At 55.5% G+C, this 18,947-nt stretch carries 11 protein-coding genes; 4 read left to right on the top strand and 7 right to left on the bottom strand.

Annotated features, from left to right (window positions below):
• Positions 1 to 812: 812 nt before the first annotated feature.
• The gene (sigC, locus tag H6F46_RS18760; RefSeq protein ID WP_199291669.1) at positions 813 to 2,210 is read left to right on the top strand and encodes an RNA polymerase sigma factor SigC; all 1,398 of its coding nucleotides are present in this window, start codon (positions 813 to 815) and stop codon (positions 2,208 to 2,210) included.
• A 237-nt stretch (positions 2,211 to 2,447) separates the two neighbouring features.
• On the opposite strand, the gene H6F46_RS18755 is transcribed toward sigC, so the two are convergent.
• Positions 2,448 to 4,259 (bottom strand): DUF3352 domain-containing protein, encoded by a 1,812-nt coding sequence (locus H6F46_RS18755; protein ID WP_099534676.1) that lies wholly within the window; start codon positions 4,257 to 4,259, stop codon positions 2,448 to 2,450.
• A 320-nt stretch (positions 4,260 to 4,579) separates the two neighbouring features.
• Positions 4,580 to 6,421, bottom strand: coding sequence for a signal peptide peptidase SppA (sppA, locus tag H6F46_RS18750; RefSeq protein WP_190356251.1), 1,842 nt, complete (start codon positions 6,419 to 6,421; stop codon positions 4,580 to 4,582).
• 211 nt (positions 6,422 to 6,632) lie between these two features.
• Here sppA and H6F46_RS18745 point away from each other — a divergent pair, with 211 nt between their 5' ends.
• Positions 6,633 to 11,033, top strand: coding sequence for a PAS domain S-box protein (locus H6F46_RS18745; RefSeq protein WP_190356252.1), 4,401 nt, complete (start codon positions 6,633 to 6,635; stop codon positions 11,031 to 11,033).
• Positions 11,034 to 11,114: 81 nt separating this feature from the next.
• On the opposite strand, the gene panB is transcribed toward H6F46_RS18745, so the two are convergent.
• The 4 genes from panB to H6F46_RS18725 form a co-directional block, all read right to left on the bottom strand.
• Positions 11,115 to 11,936: a 3-methyl-2-oxobutanoate hydroxymethyltransferase gene (gene panB, locus H6F46_RS18740; RefSeq protein WP_190356257.1), complete on the bottom strand. Its 822-nt coding sequence runs from the start codon at positions 11,934 to 11,936 to the stop codon at positions 11,115 to 11,117.
• A gap of 241 nt (positions 11,937 to 12,177) precedes the next feature.
• Positions 12,178 to 13,152 carry a hypothetical protein gene (locus H6F46_RS18735; RefSeq protein WP_190356253.1) on the bottom strand — a complete coding sequence of 325 codons (975 nt, stop codon included), beginning with the start codon at positions 13,150 to 13,152 and terminating at the stop codon, positions 12,178 to 12,180.
• Complete coding sequence (locus H6F46_RS18730; RefSeq protein ID WP_190356258.1) at positions 13,153 to 14,241, bottom strand: D-alanine--D-alanine ligase family protein; 1,089 nt, start codon at positions 14,239 to 14,241, stop codon at positions 13,153 to 13,155.
• A gap of 787 nt (positions 14,242 to 15,028) precedes the next feature.
• Complete coding sequence (locus tag H6F46_RS18725; RefSeq protein WP_190356254.1) at positions 15,029 to 15,253, bottom strand: hypothetical protein; 225 nt, start codon at positions 15,251 to 15,253, stop codon at positions 15,029 to 15,031.
• A 51-nt stretch (positions 15,254 to 15,304) separates the two neighbouring features.
• On the opposite strand from H6F46_RS18725, the gene H6F46_RS18720 reads away from it, so the two are divergent.
• Both H6F46_RS18720 and rnc read left to right on the top strand, forming a co-directional pair.
• Complete coding sequence (locus H6F46_RS18720; protein WP_190356255.1) at positions 15,305 to 17,164, top strand: sensor histidine kinase; 1,860 nt, start codon at positions 15,305 to 15,307, stop codon at positions 17,162 to 17,164.
• 691 nt (positions 17,165 to 17,855) lie between these two features.
• Positions 17,856 to 18,689, top strand: coding sequence for a ribonuclease III (gene rnc / locus H6F46_RS18715; protein WP_234407052.1), 834 nt, complete (start codon positions 17,856 to 17,858; stop codon positions 18,687 to 18,689).
• 99 nt (positions 18,690 to 18,788) lie between these two features.
• Here the strand turns inward: rnc and H6F46_RS19660 are convergent, their stop codons facing one another.
• The gene (locus H6F46_RS19660) at positions 18,789 to 18,920 is read right to left on the bottom strand and encodes a hypothetical protein (protein WP_255509033.1); all 132 of its coding nucleotides are present in this window, start codon (positions 18,918 to 18,920) and stop codon (positions 18,789 to 18,791) included.
• Between the last annotated feature and the right edge of the window lie 27 nt (positions 18,921 to 18,947).

Raw genomic sequence — 18,947 nt, 5'->3', positions numbered from 1 at the left:
AGTCCGATCAATTGTTTTGTGCATCTGCTCAGTGGGCTGATTGCCTACTGTCATCAGCCCAAGAAACCGTCCCTCGATTTGGCTGCGCTGGGAATTGAGCTGCCTGCTTAAACCGAACTGACGTTAACCCTGATAGTGTCAGCCAAAGTAAGTTCATATAAGTTAATGCAGTCTTGTGAAATTGAGAATCATCATCAATCGATAATCAAGGAGCAATTTATCAATCATCCATTGATTCATCACTGACAATTGGATGAAATCAGAGTCTTAACCCCTATGGCTCAACCCAATTTCAGAATTCTGGGGATGGGTCTTTAATTGATAATTGATCAGGATTAATTCCTAAATTGCTGGTATTGCGATTTACAAAATTTATCTTTTTTTGTAAAAGTTCAGACAAAATCCAAAGAAGTCTTAAGACATTCTTGGGAGACAGTCATCCCGGGAACAATTCACGATAACTACATCTTAGGGGTGAATTTGTGGACGGAGGTTCCTACCAGCGATCGAGATCACACAGGATGGCGATCGATTATCGACCGTAATGGCGATCCGGCTAACTAGCGCTCCGTGACGAAGATTGTTCGAGAACGCCGCTTCGGTCACTGAGCATTCAGAGGAGCCTCACTACGATAGTTAGCATCAGGGCAGCTTCCCATCGATCCCTATTCCGGCCGCGCGCACTGGCGATCCAGGCTTAAAAACGAACCCATGCGGCGATAGATCGATAGCTATGCAGCAACTGGCGCATTGAGGGTGTTGGACTCGCTTGATTCATGCGCATCTTCGGAGCGGTAGAGACTATGACTGCTATGCCTATCAACTTTTTCGATTCAGATCAATTCTTTAGTAAATCGCCGATCGATTTGTCGCCTGAGTTGTCCAGTGGCCTGCTGGATGAGCAAGAAGACCACTCCGAAGAATCCCTTGATTCCGGAGACCAGGATTTTGATGAAACGACTCTGGAAAATGAGCTGAGTGGCTCAGGATTTGAGGTTGAAGATTTGGGTGTAGACGATTTGAGTGCTGAGGATTTGGGCACAGATGACCTCGGGGCCGATCGCCTTGAGGAAGAGGATGAGGACGTAAAGGCGGCCTTGGCCCAGGATGGCCGGCGCGATCGCCGCAGAACCACCGATCTCGTGCGCCTATATCTCCAAGAGATTGGGCGTGTGCGTCTGTTGGGTCGGGACGAGGAAGTGACCGAAGCCCAAAAGGTGCAGCGATATATGCAACTGTTGCGGCTGCGGGAAACGGCCGCCTGCCCCGAGGAACCGCAACTGGAACGGTTGGTGAACTTGGTGGCTGTGCGCGATCGCCTTTGCGCCACCCTGGGCCATCGCCCCTCGATCGAGCGTTGGGCCCGCGAAGCCGGTGTGACCGTGCCGGAACTGAAGACCGATTTAAACAAGGGCAAAAACCGCTGGGCCGCCGTCGCCCAACTGACCCTGGCGGAGTTGGAAGACATCCAAACCCAAGGCACGCGGGCCAAGGAGCGGATGATCAAGGCCAACCTGCGCTTGGTGGTGTCCGTGGCCAAGAAGTATCAAAACCGTGGTTTGGAACTGCTGGATTTGATTCAAGAAGGGACCCTGGGCCTGGAGCGGGCCGTTGAGAAGTTTGATCCCACCAAGGGTTATCGCTTCAGCACCTATGCCTATTGGTGGATTCGCCAAGGCATTACTCGGGCGATCGCCACCCAAAGCCGCACCATTCGGCTACCGGTGCATATCACCGAGAAGCTGAACAAAATCAAGAAGGCCCAACGGAAAATTTCCCAAGCCAAGGGCCGCACGGCCACCCTTGATGATGTGGCGGCTGAGTTGGATATGACCCCCGCCCAGGTGCGCGAGGTGTTGATGCGCGTGCCCCGGGCCGTTTCGCTGGAAACGAAGGTGGGCAAGGACAAGGACACCGAGTTGGGGGATCTGCTGGAGGCGGATAGCGCTTCGCCGGAAGAGAACCTGATGCGGGAGTCGTTGCAACGGGATTTGCAACAACTGCTGGCACAACTGACCAGCCGCGAGCGGGACGTGATTCAAATGCGGTTTGGCTTGGGTCACAGCAGCCCCTATTCCTTGGCGGAAATTGGGCGGGCGCTGGACTTGTCACGGGAACGGGTGCGGCAAATTGAGGCGAAGGCCTTGCAAAAACTGCGCCAACCGCGCCACCGCAACCAGGTACGGGATTATCTGGAAGCGCTGTCCTAGGGCAATGTCTGCGGGCTGGTGAGCGCTGCTGCCCATTGGGGTGTTGGCCCCTTGAGTCCATGAATCATTAAGTCAATGAGTAATAGAGGGGCGATCGATTAGTTCGATCGCCCCTCTATGATTTGTGGGATTTTTTGGGCTGATTTTTGCTGGTTGGCTGATTGGCCGTTGCTCGGAAACTGAGTTTCGAGACAAGACCAAGGCGGAATGGGGCCGCGACCCGATCGCCCGACCAGGTTACCAGCTCGTCCAGTGGGCAAACAAAGAGAAGCGGCGAAGATTTTCAGGACCGCCTTCGCTGGTGAAACTCAGGCGATCGAGGCGATCGAACAGGGGCCGCAGGGGCACTTCCACCAACCGGAACAGGGGGATCAAGCGGCGCACCACTGGGCGGGCAGCGGGCCAGCTCAGGGTAACGTTGCCATCGTTGGGGACAGGCAGGGTGGTGACGACGGATTGCCAGAGGTGATCGCCCAGGAGGGAGGCCGTTTCATCGCGCCCCGCTTGCACTGCTGCGGCCAAGGCGGGAACGGAGGTGGCCAAAATTTCGTAGTCTCCCACCGTGGCCCGGGCCCCTTGCACTTGGGTGCTGACTTGACCCGCATTGCGCCAACCCATTAGGCCGGCGCTGGACGGTGCGATCAGTTGCGTCCAAACGGTGGCTAGTTGGTCGCTGTCCAAGTTCAGGGTTCCGAGGGTCAGGCCCTGTTGTTTGGCCAGGGCATCAATCCGATCGAGTGCGGCGGCGGTTTCGGGAGTGCGGCGGGCCACAAAGACCCAATCGCCGGGAAATTCACCCAAGGCCCGCTCCGCTGCCCGATCGCCCACTTCCACAGGAATTAAGCCCAGGGCAAAATCTTCGGTGTTCCAGGCCAAAAGGTCGTTTTGCAAATTTAGCCCTGAATTGGTTGCCACCTGACTCAGCAGCGGGCCGATCGCCTGGGCGATGGGGCCGTCGCCCAAGATTTGCTGCCACTGTTGGGTGAGTTGTTGCAGGCTTGTGCCGCTGAGGGCAATGGTGGCGGTGCTGGGTAAATAGCGGGTGGCGGTGGCGGGTTCCGTGAGGGGAGATTCGGCCGCCACCAGGGTCAGGCCATCGGCCGCCACCCAAGCGGCCTCGGTGACCAAGCCCGATCGCTCGGCCTTCAGGGACAGGGTGGCGCTGTGGGCCGGCAGTGCGGCCAACCACTCGGCGGGTAACAGTGCTTTCGATCGGCGGCGGGTGGCGGTGGCGGGTTCCAGGAGTTCACCCAAGGCCGTGGGGTTCACGTAGGCGATCGCCAGTCGATCGGGCGGGAGCGCTGCCAATTCCCGTTGATAGTCCGGTTCTCGCAACAGGCTCAAGTCAGCCGCTTGGATGTTGTTGATGGCATCCCGCAGGACTTTGGGATCGTTGGCAGCCAGCACGAAGCGATCGGCCACCAGGGCCGTGGCCAAGTCCGTTTGGGTCGAAACTCGGCCACCCTGGGCCAGGCGTTTGGCCCAACCGCGCGGAATCAGATCCAACGCTTCCCCATGGACGATTTTTACGCCCTTGTATTGCTCAAAAATCAGGTTAATGCCGTTCAGGGCTTGTTTTTGCCAGAACAGTTGCAAGAATTCCCGGGCCCGATCGGGATCGTTGGCGGCCGCCGCCAGCAAATAGCCCGGCTCCCGGCCATTGTTGGGATCGCGATCGATGTCCACGGTGGTCACCGCCAGGGTCACTTCATCCCCCAGCCAGGGCTGCACATCGCGATCGTAGGTTAGGCCGCTACGGGTGAGCCAGGCATCGCGGGCCTGTTGCCATTCGTGGCGGGCCGCCCTGCGCCGACCCAAGGGCGCGATCGCTTGGCGCAAGGCCTCCACGCGATCGGGATTTACCAATAACGAAACCATGGCCGGAGCCTGTTTGGGGATCATCACAGCGGCTTCGGGCTGAGCATTAGCCACACCGTCCAACAAGCCCAGGGGGCTGTGGGTGGCAATCCAAACAGCTCCGGCGGCCCCGGCCGCCACCAGCGAAATTGCGATCGCCGCCAAAATTGAAAAAAACGCGCGCCCCTTCATGCTTCTCGCTCGCCCTTTTTGGTGTTCGCTTGTGGCGGCCTCCCGCTTGGGTCGGGCTGCCTAGCCCGGCTCCATTATTCCATCTCGATCGCGGGCGGCCTGTGCAGATGCCTGTCTCGGTTGCAGTTAGCAACAAAATGTTGAAGTTGAGCCGTTGGGTGGCAAGGTTGCTGGGGCTGCTTCCCGATGATTTTCCCGGTTAGTTATTTTCCCGGTCAATGATTTTCTTGGTTAGTTATTTTCCCGGTTAATGATTTGCCTGATTAATGATTTTCCCGGTGATCTGCCCGGTTAACGGTGGCTTTTCAACAGTGGCTGGCCTAGCGAATCTCCAGCCGATCGGGCCACCAAACGTAGGTTGATCGGGGATCGTCATTCAAGAGCCACAACTGCGACGGTAACTGAGCCAGCGATCGCGCAATTAAGGGGGACTGGCTCCAGCCCAACCGACTCCAGAGGGCTTGGCTCTTGTCCTCTAGCCAACTGAGGCCAAAGGGTTCCCGGCGCGGATATTCCGCCAACACCCAGTCTTTCCCCAGCTTGGCGGCCTTGGCGGCGGCGGCGATCGCCTGATCTAACCCCCCCAACTGATCGACTAAGCCCAAATCCGCTGCGGCTTTGCCCGACCAAATCCGCCCCTGGGCCAGCTCTTCCACCTTGGCCCGATCGATCGATCGTGATTGGGCCACATGATCCAAAAATCGATCGTAAGTCCAGTCCACCGACGATTGCAGCAGGGCCAGCTCAGCGGGCGTTTTGCTGCGGGTCACGGAGCCAATGTTGGCAAAGGGAGCCGTGGTGACCGCATCCCAATTCACCCCATTGTTCTCGCCCAGTTTTTGGATGTTAGGCAACAGACCAAAAACCCCGATCGACCCGGCAATGGTGGTGGGTTCCGCCCAAATTTCCGTGGCCGGCGCAGCAATCCAATAGCCTCCAGAGGCGGCCACATCGCCCATGGAGACAATTACCGGCTTGTCTTTAGCTGCCAAGGACACCTCCCGAGCAATGATGTCAGCGGCGGTGGCGCTGCCGCCGGGACTGTCAATCCGCAAAACGATCGCCTTAACATCCTCGTTTTTGCGCAACTTCCGCAGTTCCGTGGCGATCGCGGTGCCATTCATCGCATCCCGCTCGCCGTCTGTGGTTTGGGTCACCATCGTGCCCGTGGCATAGAGCAAGGCAATTTCTTGGCCCGTTGCGTTTTTGCGCCGATCGCCCAATTTGCTTTGGGCTGCTTCCACGGTTCCCACTTGGCGCGCATAGTCAGCCACCGCAACCCGTTGGAAGGTGGGCTTGTTGTCTTCCCGATCAGCCAGCTTCAGCACCCGTTCAATCACCTGGTCATCATAGGCCAGGCGATCGACCAAACCCAGCTTCACCGCCTGATCGGAGCGCAACAATCCTCCCTGATCGGCGATCGCTTGCAACTGGGCGATCGACTGTTTGCGACTTTGGCCCGTCGCCGTCAGCACCGTTTGCCACAAATCCTGAAGTAGGGCTGCCGTTTGGGCCCGATTTTCAGGGCTGAAATCCCGACGGGCAAAGGGTTCCACCGCCGACTTGAACTTGCCGGCCCGCACAAACTGCACCCCAATGCCGTATTTTTCAAGGGCCCCGCTCCAAAAGGTGCTTTCGGCGGCCAACCCGTTGAACTCCAGCCCTCCCGCCGGATGCAACCGCGTTTCATTGGCGGCGGATGTTAGGTAATAGGTACGCTCGTCCCAATCCGTACCATAGGCAATGACGGGCTTCTTTTTCCGAAACTCCAGAATGGCTTCCCGCACTTCCCGGAGGGTGGCATAGCCCGCGATCGGGCCCGTTCCGGCACTGTCGTAAAGATAAAGACCGGTGATTTGGCGGTCTTTGGCCGCCTGGGCCAAGGTGTCTAGCAACACCCTGAGGGGAATGGTTCGAGGGCGATCGCTGAGCCAGCGATCGATCGAGTCCTCTGCCTGGCCCGGCTCATCCCGAATCGCCAGCGACAGATCCAACGCCAACATCGATCGCCCCTTGAGGGCCACTGGCTCCGAGGAACTGGACAGGGCCGCCAAAAAAGTAATCAAACCAATGAGTCCCAGGAGGCTGCCACCTGCGAAGATCGTGAGGCCAACCAGCGTTCCCAGAATGCTCGCGATTGTTTGTTGTAAAAAACTTTTCATGACGGCTGGCGGTGCAGGGACTAGGGCAGCAGGAACCAAAGCAGCAAGGTTGCGGATCACTGGCAATCCCTGCGAGCTTTTCTATGCTAGACCCAATCCTAGCGATCGCTGCTGGGGCTTGCGCGACAGAGGTTGACGTTGGCCGCTCATGCTGCCCTGTGCTTGCCTGCTGTTGTTCGCCTGTTTCGCCTGCCTTCCGAGATTTCCACCCATGACCAACCCCGACGCTCCGCAATCTAGCGATCCGCAACCCGCCGGTGGCGATGGGGGTTGCGTGACGGCGACTTCGCAACCGTTGGAACCTCCCGTAACCTCTGAGGCAGCTTTACAACAGCTTGTGGTTGGGTTGCCCCTGCCGATCGCCCTGGTGGATGGCCAAGGGAGCTATTGGGCTGCCAGCCCGGCCTGGTTAACGGCACTATCGCTGCCGGAAGCCACCCCCGGCCAATCGGTCATGACCCTTTGTCCAGAATTGGCCACCCTTTGGCAACCGGCCATTGCCCGAGCCAGTCAGGGGCAAACCGTGCGCTCAGAGCAACCCCATTGGCTGCAACGGTCACCCCATCCGGGCCTTTGGTTGGAATGGGAGGTGGCTCCCTGGGGCAATGGCGGCCTTGGGCCGAACGATGCCGGGCACAACCTGGTTTGCATTTCCCTGCGGGTGGTGAGCGATCGGGTGGTGATGGAGCAAGCCTGGAAACAGCTTTTTATCCAATCGGGCAGTTGCCTTTGCACGATCAACAGTCAAGGGGAATTTCAATTTCTCAACGAAACCTGGGATCAGGTTTTGGGCTGGCGGGAAGAGGCGATCGGGCGGCCCTTCACCGATTACGTTCACCCGGACGATCGCACCCGCACCCAGGCGGAAACTCACTTTTCACCCCAAGGAACCCCCACCCGCGTCCTGGAAAATCGCTACCGACGCAAAGACGGAACCTATCGTTGGTTTCGCTGGAATTTCTTTTGGGATCGGGCCCAGGATCTGATCTACGCCGTTGCCCAAGACATCACCGAGCGGCGCGTGCTGCGCTTGGCCCAAGAACAGGCCGACACCGCCTTGCGAGACAACAACGAGCGCTTCCGCACCATGGTGGCCAATGTTCCCGGCGTGATCTATCGTTGTTTGGGCGATCGGGAACGGACATTGCTGTTTGCCAGCGAGGCGATCGAACATCTCACCGGTCACCGAGCCGAAACCTTCGTTCAATATCGCAATCGCACCCTGCAAGACCTCACCCACCCCGAAGACCGCGATCGGGTGTGGACAGAAATTCAAGCCGCGATCGCCCAGCAGCAACCCTACCGCGTCGAGTATCGGCTTGGCCACGTCAGCGGCGAACTGCGTTGGGTGGTGGAACAGGGACAACCCAGCTTCAACCACAACCGACAACTGATGTGGCTGGATGGGGTGATTTTTGACGTAACCGATCGCAAAGCCACCGAACAGGCCCTCCAGTCCTCAAAAAAGCGCTGGTCATCCCTGGTGCAACGCATCCCCGTTGCCATCATTGAATGGCTCTCCGATGGGCGCATCATCACCTGGAACCGTGCCGCCACCGAACTCTTCGGCTACACCGCCGAAGACATGATCAATCAACCGTTCGATCGAATCCTGCCCGAAAATGAACAGCCCAAAGTCTATGCCCTGATTGCCGATCTGATGACCGGTCGTGGCGGCAGCCGGTTCCGCAACTACAACCGCACCCGCGACGGCCGCATCATCCTTTGCGAGTGGCAAAACGCCCCCCTTCGCAACGAACAGGGGGACATGATTGGCTGTCTGTCCATTGCCACCGACATCACCGCCCGCATCCTGGCCGAAGATCGCCTGCGCCAAAGCGAAGAACGCTATCGCTGCCTAGTGGAAGCCATGGGCCAAACCCTCTGGCGCACCAACGCCGATGGAGAAGTGACCGAACCCATGCCCCACTGGGCCCACTTCACCGGCCAATCCTTTGCGGACTACTGCGGCCAAGGTTGGTTGATGGCCGTTCACCCCGACGATCGCGGCTATACCCAAGAAGCTTGGCAAACGGCCCGACAACAGCGCCAGCCCTACAAAATTGAGCATCGGTTGCGCCGCGCCGATGGTGAATATCGCCACATGGTGGTGCGGGGTGTGCCCGTCCTGGAAGCCGACGGAACCATCCGCGAGTGGGTGGGGGTGGACACGGACATCACCGAACGCAAACAGGCCGAAATTCGCCTGATGGAACAGGAGCGCACCCTGCGCACCGTGCTGGACACGGCTCCTCTGCTGATTTGGCTCACGGATGCCAAAGGGCGAGTGCAGTTGGCCAATCGGCCCCTCTGTCAAACCTTTGGTGTCGAAGAATCCACCCTGCTGGCGGCCAATCACTATCAAGACGTGCTGGGAGAAGAGTCCTGCCGTGTTTGTCTGCTGTCCGATCAACGCTGCCTTTCCCTCGGGAAAACGATTCAGGTTGAAGAGCAGTTTCCCAATGCGGCCGGCGAATTGCGTGATTTTGATGTGGTCAAAACGCCCCTGCGAGATCACGCGGGTGCAATTACCGGATTGCTGTTGGTGGCGATCGATACCACGGAGCGCAAGCAAATTGAACGGGAACAACAGCGCCTGTTAGCCATTTTGGAGGCGACCACGGACTTTGTGGGAACCACCGACATTCACGGCAACTTAACCTATGTCAACCCCGCCGGTTGCACCATGTTGGGCTACAGCGCCGAGGAAATTTTGCGCTTGAACATTGCCCAGTTGCTGCATCCCTCAGAGCGAAACCTAATTCAAGAGCAGTTTCCCCAGTTGTTGCAGGAAGGCGTGTGGCAAGGGGAAGGCTTATTTTGCGATCGAGCCGGGAATCCGATTCCCGTGTCCCAAGTGGCTCTGGTGCATTACGGGCGCAATGGACAGGTGGAATATTTGTCAAACGTGGCCCGCAACATTGCAGCCCTGAAGCAGGTGGAACAGGCCCTGCGAGATTCCCAGCACTGTTTGCAACGGCAGGTGGAACGGGAGCGGCTGATTAACACCCTGTCAACGGAAATTCGCAAAAGTATCCATGGCTCCAAGGAACAGGTGATTGGGTTTGCCTTGGAGGAAATTCGCCTGGCCTTGGGGGTTGATCTAACGACCTTTGCCCTGTATGACCAACCGGTTCATGATCAAGTGCATCAACCAATTGATCAATTCAATCAGCTCAATCAGCTCAATCAGTTAGCTCAGCCACTGGAGGATCAGCAACTCGGTGAGCCAATTAATCAACAAACTGACCAGCCAATTGACCAGCAAGCTGACCAGCCGGCCACAGAAACAATATTGGTGACCAATTCAGCAACTGATTCAGCAACTGAAGTGTTGGCAGAGGGGGCTTGGAGCATCGTGGCGGAAGCGAGAGATCCGGCCATTCCCTCGGTGATTGGTACTTACCATGAGTCCCAGTTTGGCTCGTTGCTGGCAGGGCTAACCCGTATGGAGGTGGTGCAAATTGACGATGTGAAGCAACTGCCTTTGCGAGAGCGGCTAACCCTGTCGCGGATGAAGGTTCGATCGCTCCTCATGGTGCCGGTGCGAATTCATGGCTCCCGAATGGCAGTAATTTCTTGCTTGCAGATGTCCCATGAGCATCGATGGCAGCCGGATGAGGTGGCGTTGGTGCAGGCGGTGGTGAATCAGGTGGCGATCGCTAAAAATCAGGCAGATTTGTTGGAGCGAACCGAAATGGCCGCCGCTGAAGCCCGGGCCAAGGCGATCGCCCTGGAGCAAGCATTGCGAGAATTGCGCCTGACCCAAACCAAATTGGTGCAACAGGAAAAAATGTCGAGTTTGGGGCAGTTGGTGGCCGGGGTAGCCCATGAGATTAATAATCCCGTGAACTTTATTTATGGCAACTTAGCTCATACGGAAGATTACAGCAGAGATCTATTGCGATTAGTGGCGTTATATCGTGACTTTTATCCTGATTTAGAACAGCCGATCGCTGACCTCATTGAGGAAATTGATCTGGACTTTTTGATGATTGATCTGCCCAAAATGCTTGATTCGATGAAATTGGGGGCAGAGCGAATTAAGGAAATTGTGCAATCGCTGCGGATTTTCTCCCGCATGGATGAGGCGGAAATGAAGGTGGTGAATATCCATGAGGGATTGGATAGCACCCTGACGATTTTGAATGGGCGAATGAAACCGAAGAATAATCGGTTGGGTATTGAGGTAATTCGAGAGTATGGAACATTGCCAGAAATTGAGTGCTACGCGGGGCAACTCAATCAGGTGTTTATGAATATTTTGGTCAACGCGATTGACACCTTGGAGGAACGAGATCAGCAGCGATCGATGGCGGAAATGCAAGCGAACCCGAGCCGGATTCGGATTATGACGGAACGCCGGGGAGAGCAAGCGATTATTCGGATTCAAGATAATGGTTTGGGCATTCCGCAGGAGGTGCAGCAGCGGCTGTTTGACCCGTTCTATACCACCAAGCCCGTGGGCAAGGGCACGGGGCTGGGATTGTCCATTAGCTACCAAATTGTGACCGAAAAACACGGGGGGACGCTGATTTGCGATTCGACCCCTGGGGCAGGCAGCACGTTTGAAATTACGATTCCACTCTGGCAGCCCAATGCGCCTTCTTGAGGGGCTGGTAGCCAAAACGCTGGGCACTGGGCCTGATGGGGTGATGTGGGCCCCAATCAGCAGCCAAGGAGGAGACGCGAATCAGGAGCCGATCGACTGGTGAGTCTGGGCAGCGGCTGGTAGGGGAGCCGGTGGAAATTGTCCCGATCGCACCTCTTGGCAGTAGGTTTCCGCCGCCGCAATCACCGCTGCTCCCAAATCCGCGTAGGTTTTGGCAAAAGGCGGGGTTTGGTCGCTCAAACCCAACAGGTCGGCGGTCACCAGCACTTGGCCATCGCAGGCATTGCCCGCCCCGATGCCAATGGTGGGGATGGTGAGCTGTCGGGTAATGCGCTCGGCCAGGGTGGCGGGCACATGCTCCAAAACAATGGCAAACGCACCGGCCGCTTCCAGGGCGAGGGCTTCGGCCAGGATCCGATCGCCCTCAGCGGGGCTGCGACCCTGTTGTCGATAACCCAGTTGATTCACCGATTGGGGGGTGAGGCCCACATGGCCCATGACGGGAATGCCCGATCGCACCAACCGAGCCACGGTGGCGGCCATTTCGGGATAGCCCCCTTCGAGCTTCACGGCCTGTGCCCCGGTTTCCTTCAGAATCCGACCGGCGGAGGCGATGGCTTCTGCCTCACTGGCTTGGTAGGTCAAAAAGGGTAAATCCACCACCACCAAAGCGCTCTCCACCCCACGGGCAACGGCGGCCGCGTGGTGAATCATTTGGTCGAGGGTCAGGGGCAGGGTGGTTTTGTAGCCCAGAGCCACCATGGCCAGGGAGTCGCCTACCAGCAGCAGATCAACCCCCGCGCGATCGAGCAGACGGGCCCACAGCCAATCCCAGGCCGTGAGAGCCGCGATCGGGCGACCCTGTTGTTTCCATTGCTGTAGCTGTTGAATGCGCAAGGCCAAATTCAGTTCTCCTGTTGCCCGATCGCAACGGTTTGGTTCGCAACCCTGGACATTGCCTGATTCTTGGTCTAGACCGAAATTCTGTGTAGACCGAAATTCTGTGTAGACCGAAATTTTGTGTAGACCGAAATTCAACCACAAAATTCAACCCCAAAGGCCATCAAGCTGATGGATGGGGGAGTTTAGACTTTGCCGGTCGATCGCCCGACTCGCTCTCTAGCGCTTAATTTGCATGAGCGCCCTAGGGCCGGCGACCCATTTGTTGCAAGCGCACCCAAGCGCCCAGGCTACAGAGCACCACCACCCCGGCGAATAGTCCCAACGGTGGGCCCGATCGCTGCGGTCGCACCATGGGCTGCAATTCTCCGAAGCCATTGGCCGGAGCGTTGGCGGTGGTGGAATTTTGCTGAAAACGGCGCTCACTATCGGTGGGCAGGAGAGACGGCGCGGGGCTGGGGCTGGCGGTGTTCCCGATCGCCCCTGAAACCTCTGGGTTTTGCCCCACTTGCAACGGAATCACTTCCGCTGGGCGATCCATCTTCAGCAAGCGGACGATCGCCACGCCGCCCACCAGCCAAAACAAGGCCCAAAACACAAATAGCCCAATCAAAACCCGCCCCCGCAACAGGCGTTCCAAAGCGGTCACCACCGTTGGCATTTGGGCCAGCCAGGCCGGTGACGGCCGACGACGACGCGATCGCCCGATCGGGGCGAGGGCCGTTGAGGTGGCCCCGGTTCCGTCACTTGATCGTCCGGGCCGACGATGGCGCGATCGCCCGCGATTTCCGAAGGCAGGATGGGGCTGGGCTGAATCCTGGTCGGCGGATCTAGATTGACTAGGTTGCTCAGTGGGGTCTAGTCCAGCGCGATCCAGTCCAGCGCGGTCTAGCCCAGTGCGACCTATGGAGATCGATCGGGGGTGATTTGCACCAACGACCGAGCCGCTGCGATTAGGATCGCCGGGCTGGGGCAGCGCCTCTGCTCTGGGTGCTGGTTCAGGCTTTGGGGCCGGTGTGGGCAGCGGTTGGGGCGATCGCGGCAACGGAGCCGATAGCGGCGGTGGCGGCCCATAACGCGGCAACGGAGCGGGCGCGGCCGGCGGCATCGGGCGCGGCGGCAAGGCAGGCAACTGGGGCGATCCTCGCTTCAGGGCCGCATCAAAAGGATTCGATTCCCCATCCGGTAAAGAAGATGATCGCGATGCTCCAGCCGTCATTTACTGCGCCCCTTGTGCCACGGTATGACGTTCAATTGCTAGCGTTACCAATCGGTGTACTAATTCCGGAAAGGGAATTCCGGTCGCTTCCCACAATTGGGGATACATGCTGGTGGCGGTGAAACCCGGCAGCGTGTTGATCTCGTTCAAAAAGATTTCGCCCGTGGCTTCCACATAGAAAAAATCAACCCGCGCTAACCCAGCACAATCGAGGGCTAAAAAAGCCTCCTTGGCCATGGTTTGCAGGCGATCGACCACCGGGGCGGGCAAGGCTGCCGGAATCACCAAATCCGCCGCCCCGTCGGAATATTTGGTGTCGTAGTCATAAAACTCGCTCTCGAAGGTGATTTCCCCAATCACCGAGGCGATCGGCTGATCATTGCCCAGCACGGCGCATTCCACCTCCCGTGGTTTGCCCCCCGCCGCCGCTTCCACAATGATTCGTCGATCGAAACTGGCTGCACTGTCCAGGGCCGCTTCCAACTCAGCACGCGATCGGGCCTTGGCAATGCCCACGGAGGATCCTAGATTCGCCGGTTTCACAAAGCAGGGATAGCCCAAATCTGCTTCAAGCTGATCGCAAAGCTTCGGAAACACGCAAGAATTTGACCAAACTTCCGATCGAGTCACCAATCGATAGGCCACTTGCGGCAAACCCGCCTGGGCAAACAGCATTTTCATGGCGATCTTGTCCATGCCCGCTGCGGATCCCAGCACCCCCGACCCGACCCAGGGAACCTGCATCAGTTGCAACAGTCCCTGGACTGATCCATCTTCCCCATTAGGCCCGTGCAGCGTCGGAAACCACACATCCACCGTGCTGGCTTCGGGTGGGAATTGCCAGAGCGCCGCGCGATCGACGGGGCGATCGTCACTCGGCAACGGTTGCCCCGACTCCAAAACCCCTTGGGCCACCGCTGGCCCTTGCCAAAGCCCATCCTTTTGCAAATAGAACGGCAACACCTGATAGCGATCGCGATTGCTGTCTGCTTGCAGGGCCCGAGCCGCGGCCGCGGCCGATCGAATCGACACCTCATGCTCGCCCGATCGCCCACCAAACAACAGTCCAATACGCAGGGGATTGCTCATGTTGCCAATCGTTCCATTCACCCAAATCAAGACCCGTTTGCCAGCAATGGTCAACGTAGCTACCAGTTAATCACAGGTTGCTAAGAGTTGTGTCTAGGTTGTGCCTAGCCCGCCATTCCCTGGCCATCCACCCCCAAGGGCATCAGGGCGTATCGATCGTTCAAAACCCTGATTCCAACCCTAGTGGATCAGCGAAGACAGGGGGCTGAAGCCCCTTGTTACGGCGGTTGGGGCATCCCTGTTGCGGTGGTTGGGGTATCGAAAATCAAGCGCTTTCACCTGATTTCAGGAAATGACGACAGACCTTACCCCTCGATCGGCCTCCGCGCCAAGATTTCCAGCGAAATCCTCCAAAAAGCCTGCCTTTCCTAGGTTTGATGTAAATTTTCCTCTATCTTCCCTAGATTTTTACACTTGGCGAGTAAAGTCAAATACAACAACCCTAAATGCATTGCTAGAGCTTGATTTTTGCGGAATCGTCACTGCCCAGTCCGCTTCAATTCATTCACCCAATTCACTTGATTCACTAATTCACCCAAATTGAATCACTTGAGTTGATTTGAATCGATTGGCATCCATTTGAATCGGTCTATGCTGATGAACCCCACTTGATAAAATTGCTTTGGCTCTAAATCTGGGCAAAAATTCTCGGTAAAAATTATCAGCTCTTTTTGACTGTTTGGCTGATAATTCTGGGTCTAAATCATCAACGTTAATCTCTGGCTGTTAATCTTTGACTGTCAATTTTTGAATGTTGATTTTGGTCATGAATTGATGAATTTGAATTTCAGATCTGAATTTCAATTTCCTCAAGGAATCCCCGTCTGAGTTGCCCCACAGAGCGATCGCCCAAATCATCGCCCCAACCATAGTGGCCATTAATCCATAATTTTTCAAGTTCTCGAAAATGAAGCTTAATCAAGACTGAAATTAGCCTGGAAAATTGATCCAACTCTGTTGAGTCTTCAGGATCAATTGAGCCAGCTTTTCTCAGTGAAGTTTCATGAGTCATGTTTCCCATTGTGCCAGTCGTGCTTCACTCTCCTTGCAGGACTGATTCTCCATGATCGCCAAGTCTCGTACCGTGCTGCAATCATCCCCTCCACAGGATCCTTGGTCGCGTCCTCAATCGGCTGCCCGAGGAAATTGGTCACGGCGTTTGGCAGACCTCACGATCGGGAAATATCAACGACTCTTGAATCATTTTTCGCGCGATTGGAGTATTGCACGGAAAGTGTGTTGGGCTTCTGGAACAGCAATTTTTACAGCCATTTTGGGAACCAGTGTTGGCCTATTTGTGGGCAACCGCTATGCCGTCCAAACAGTGGCGGAAATTCGGGCTGCTGATATTCGCCAAGAGGAATTAGCGCACTTTGCAGACGACTGGATGGTCATTCTCAATTACCCATTCGAGTCTTTGTACTTGTTGCGCTATCCATCACAATTCCAAGATCGCCAACGACAACACCTCGATAAATTGGCGGAGTTGCGCCGAGAGTTGGTGGAATTCTCGGTCACTATGAAAGACAAGGAAGATGGAATCGATGCGGCTCAGTGGCAACAATTAATGAATCGCCTGAATGAGTCGATGCGCCACTATCAGCGCTTTGCTTCTCCCCTGTTACAGTCATTGACCCTTCGGCCGGGATACACGACTCAGGAATATGAGGTGGCCCATCAGACTCTGGTGAATTTTCTGGTGAGCGATTCCTATCGATCGTTCTATTTAGAACTGAACAGCATTCACCAGGAACTTTTGACTGTTGCGGAAAAAGTAGAAGAACAGGAAAATATTGGCACTGACCAACTACAGGAAATTCGACAAATTCAAGCTTTGATTGTGGGTGGCAGTCTGTTCGTGAGTTTGCTGTTGGGAATTTTTCTGTCGTTAATGGCCGGCAAAACGATCACAACACCCCTGTTGGAGCTGACTGAAACAGTTCAAAAAGTTACCACAGAGAACAACTTAAAATTAAGGGCATCGATTACTCAAGAGGATAGAACCACTGCTGATTTATCCATGGCGTTTAATCAATTGGTTGAATGGGCCGATTTATATATGAGCGAGCTACACCAGGCTCAAAGTCGCCTCGTCCATTCGGAAAAAATGTCTAGTCTGGGCAAAATGGTGGCAGGCATTGCCCATGAAATTAATAATCCAGCGGGTTTTGTTTATAGCAATCTCTACCATGCCAAGAACTATGCCCAGGAGTTGCAAGCCCTAGTGGCGCTTTATCAAGAAGCCTATCCCAACCCTCCCCAACATTTGCAAGAGGCGATTCAAGAAAGCGATTTGGAATTCATTCAAGGTGATTTAGATCGCGTGTTTTCTTCGATGGAAGTGGGCACTGGTCGGATTCGCGATATTGTGAAATCCCTGCGAGTGTTTTCGCGGCTGGACGAGGCAGAATTTAAAACAATTGATTTGCATGAGTCGATCGAGAGTGCCCTCACGATTTTGGGCTATCGATTGCGGGAGCAGAATGAACGTCCGGAAATTCAAATTGTTCGTGATTATGGCCCTGTTCCCCCGATCGACTGTTTTGCAGGACAACTCAATCAAGCATTGATGCATTTGCTGACGAATGCGATCGATGCCTTGGATGAGCGCGATCAATCACGAAGCTACCAAGAATGTCTCAATCAACCGAGTCAAATTCGGATTGCCACAGCCCTGTCCGACTCTGAGCACCTCACCATCACGATCGCGGATAATGGCCCCGGAATTCCCGAAGCCATTCAACCCAAATTATTCGATCCGTTCTTCACCACCAAGCCCGTGGGCATGGGAACGGGCTTGGGGCTAAGCATTACCTATCAAATTGTGGTGGAACATCATCGGGGACAACTGATCTGTCGATCGACCCTCAATCGAGGAACGGAAATCCTTGTGGTGTTACCGATCCATCGCGCCAATTCCTAGCACTAATCTGTCCTCCTAGAGGATGTCTGAAAAGCCAAAGTTGCTGCTCTGGATACCCCAGTGATCGACATAGAAAAGGGGCTGAAACTCCTTGCCCCTAAAATAATTGGCGCTTCTATTGACGATTCTATTAATGCTTGTGTCGATGCCAGGCCCGCACTAAAAGATACTTCTCAGACATCCTCTTAGATGGAGGAGCAAGAGTCCTTTGGGCGATCGCGTGCCAATTTGATATCTGTCACTCATGATCAAGGGGCTTGATGAAACCTTTAAAAAGCCCCCAATGCTTTGGCCTGCAACTATTCGAGCGCGGTAAACTACCCTTAGAGCGGGTTTGAATTGAAGAATTGTCTTCCCGAGTTTTTTACGATTGATCGATACGGTATTAACCATATAAGACAATCTCTACTCATAATCTGCCAAACCCAATAGGGGTTTAAGCTCTGCTCCAGTTTCGGTAAAGGTTTGATATGCAAGAACGCCAACAGTCGCCAAAGTCCTGAGGTTCGCAGCCCACATAGCTAGCAACTCGGCTGAGATTCAAGATCAGACGCTGCGCCGTAGTTGTGATTGCATTGGGTGGCTGGCGCTCCCAACTTTAGTTGTCCTGTTGTTGTGCCTCTTGCCTATTTAGGATCACTGGCCCATTGCCAATGCCCAAAGTCTCCCAATCCAAGGACTCAACGCCGTTATGACCGCCTTTGCTCAACAGCCGTCTGGTTCCGAACGCCCTAGGGTGGTTACCTGGCCGCGACCTGCCAAATCCCTTGCTGTTCAGGAGTCGATCGCCCAAACGTCGCTGATGCCCCACTTGGTGCCGGAGCTGCCTCGGTTTAACTGCCAAAGCTTGTTGATTCAGGCCCTCACCCATCGATCGCTCGTGCGGGAAAATCCACGGCTGGGTGAGGATAACGAGCGACTGGAATTTTTGGGTGATGCAATTTTGACCTTTGTTAGTGGGGCTTATTTGTATCGCCGCTTTCCCGACTTGGGCGAGGACGAAATGACCCGGCGGCGATCGGCCCTCGTTGATGAAAAGCAACTGGCTCAGTTTGCGATCGCCCTGAATTTGGGTCAGCAACTGCGAATGAGCCGAGGGGTTGAGCAGATGGGAGGTCGCCATAATCCCAACCTACTCAGCAGCGCTTTTGAAGCCTTGGTTGGGGCTTACTATCTCGATCAACATGGGGATGTGGAGATTGTTCGCCCCTTTGTGGAAGCCCTGTTTGACGCAGTGCCGATCGAAGAACTCCAGGCGAGATCGAGCCTTGATGTGAAAAATCAACTGCAAGAATGGGCCCACAAATGCGGTCTTTCCCTGCCAAAATACAACACCCAAAAGATTGCCGGACAGGATCACAATCCCCTCTTTTCCTGCCAAGTTTCGTTGGGGTCTCGGATTTTAGGAACCGGTCAAGGTCGCTCCAAAAAAGAAGCCGAAAAATCCGCCGCCGCTGCTGCCCTGGAAACCCTCAACCAGAAGGCCACCAGCAGCACGAACGCGCCGCGAGCGGCCTTGGCCTAACGGGCTTAACTAGCTTTGGCGAACTAATTTGGGCGAACTAATTTGGGCGAACTAATTTGGGCGAACTAATTTGGGCTGTGCTCCCAGGGAATTCGCACCTCAGGGCGATCGCCGCCCAATATGCACCCAATCAGAAGTGTTGAATGACAGATTCAGGTTATAAAAAAGGGGTAAGAAGATGTAATTCTTACCCCAAACAATCAAAAAGTAATACACCAATGTTACGCTCATTCTCTCAAATCGTCAAACCTATTCTCA

It is taken from the genome of Limnothrix sp. FACHB-1083 (genome assembly GCF_014696485.1).
Taxonomy (GTDB): Bacteria; Cyanobacteriota; Cyanobacteriia; order CACIAM-69d; family CACIAM-69d; genus CACIAM-69d.
The sequence above is the reverse complement of the archived record's forward strand: the minus strand, read 5'-3'. Positions and strand labels throughout refer to the sequence as shown.

Coding starts and splice junctions, on each gene's coding strand:
- sigC (WP_199291669.1), top strand. CDS start 813: ATGCCTATCAACTTTTTCGATTCAGATCAATTCTTTAGTAAATCGCCG.
- H6F46_RS18755 (WP_099534676.1), bottom strand. CDS start 4,259: ATGAAGGGGCGCGCGTTTTTTTCAATTTTGGCGGCGATCGCAATTTCG.
- sppA (WP_190356251.1), bottom strand. CDS start 6,421: ATGAAAAGTTTTTTACAACAAACAATCGCGAGCATTCTGGGAACGCTG.
- H6F46_RS18745 (WP_190356252.1), top strand. CDS start 6,633: ATGACCAACCCCGACGCTCCGCAATCTAGCGATCCGCAACCCGCCGGT.
- H6F46_RS18735 (WP_190356253.1), bottom strand. CDS start 13,152: ATGACGGCTGGAGCATCGCGATCATCTTCTTTACCGGATGGGGAATCG.
- H6F46_RS18730 (WP_190356258.1), bottom strand. CDS start 14,241: ATGAGCAATCCCCTGCGTATTGGACTGTTGTTTGGTGGGCGATCGGGC.
- H6F46_RS18725 (WP_190356254.1), bottom strand. CDS start 15,253: ATGACTCATGAAACTTCACTGAGAAAAGCTGGCTCAATTGATCCTGAA.
- H6F46_RS18720 (WP_190356255.1), top strand. CDS start 15,305: ATGATCGCCAAGTCTCGTACCGTGCTGCAATCATCCCCTCCACAGGAT.
- rnc (WP_234407052.1), top strand. CDS start 17,856: ATGACCGCCTTTGCTCAACAGCCGTCTGGTTCCGAACGCCCTAGGGTG.
- H6F46_RS19660 (WP_255509033.1), bottom strand. CDS start 18,920: ATGAGCGTAACATTGGTGTATTACTTTTTGATTGTTTGGGGTAAGAAT.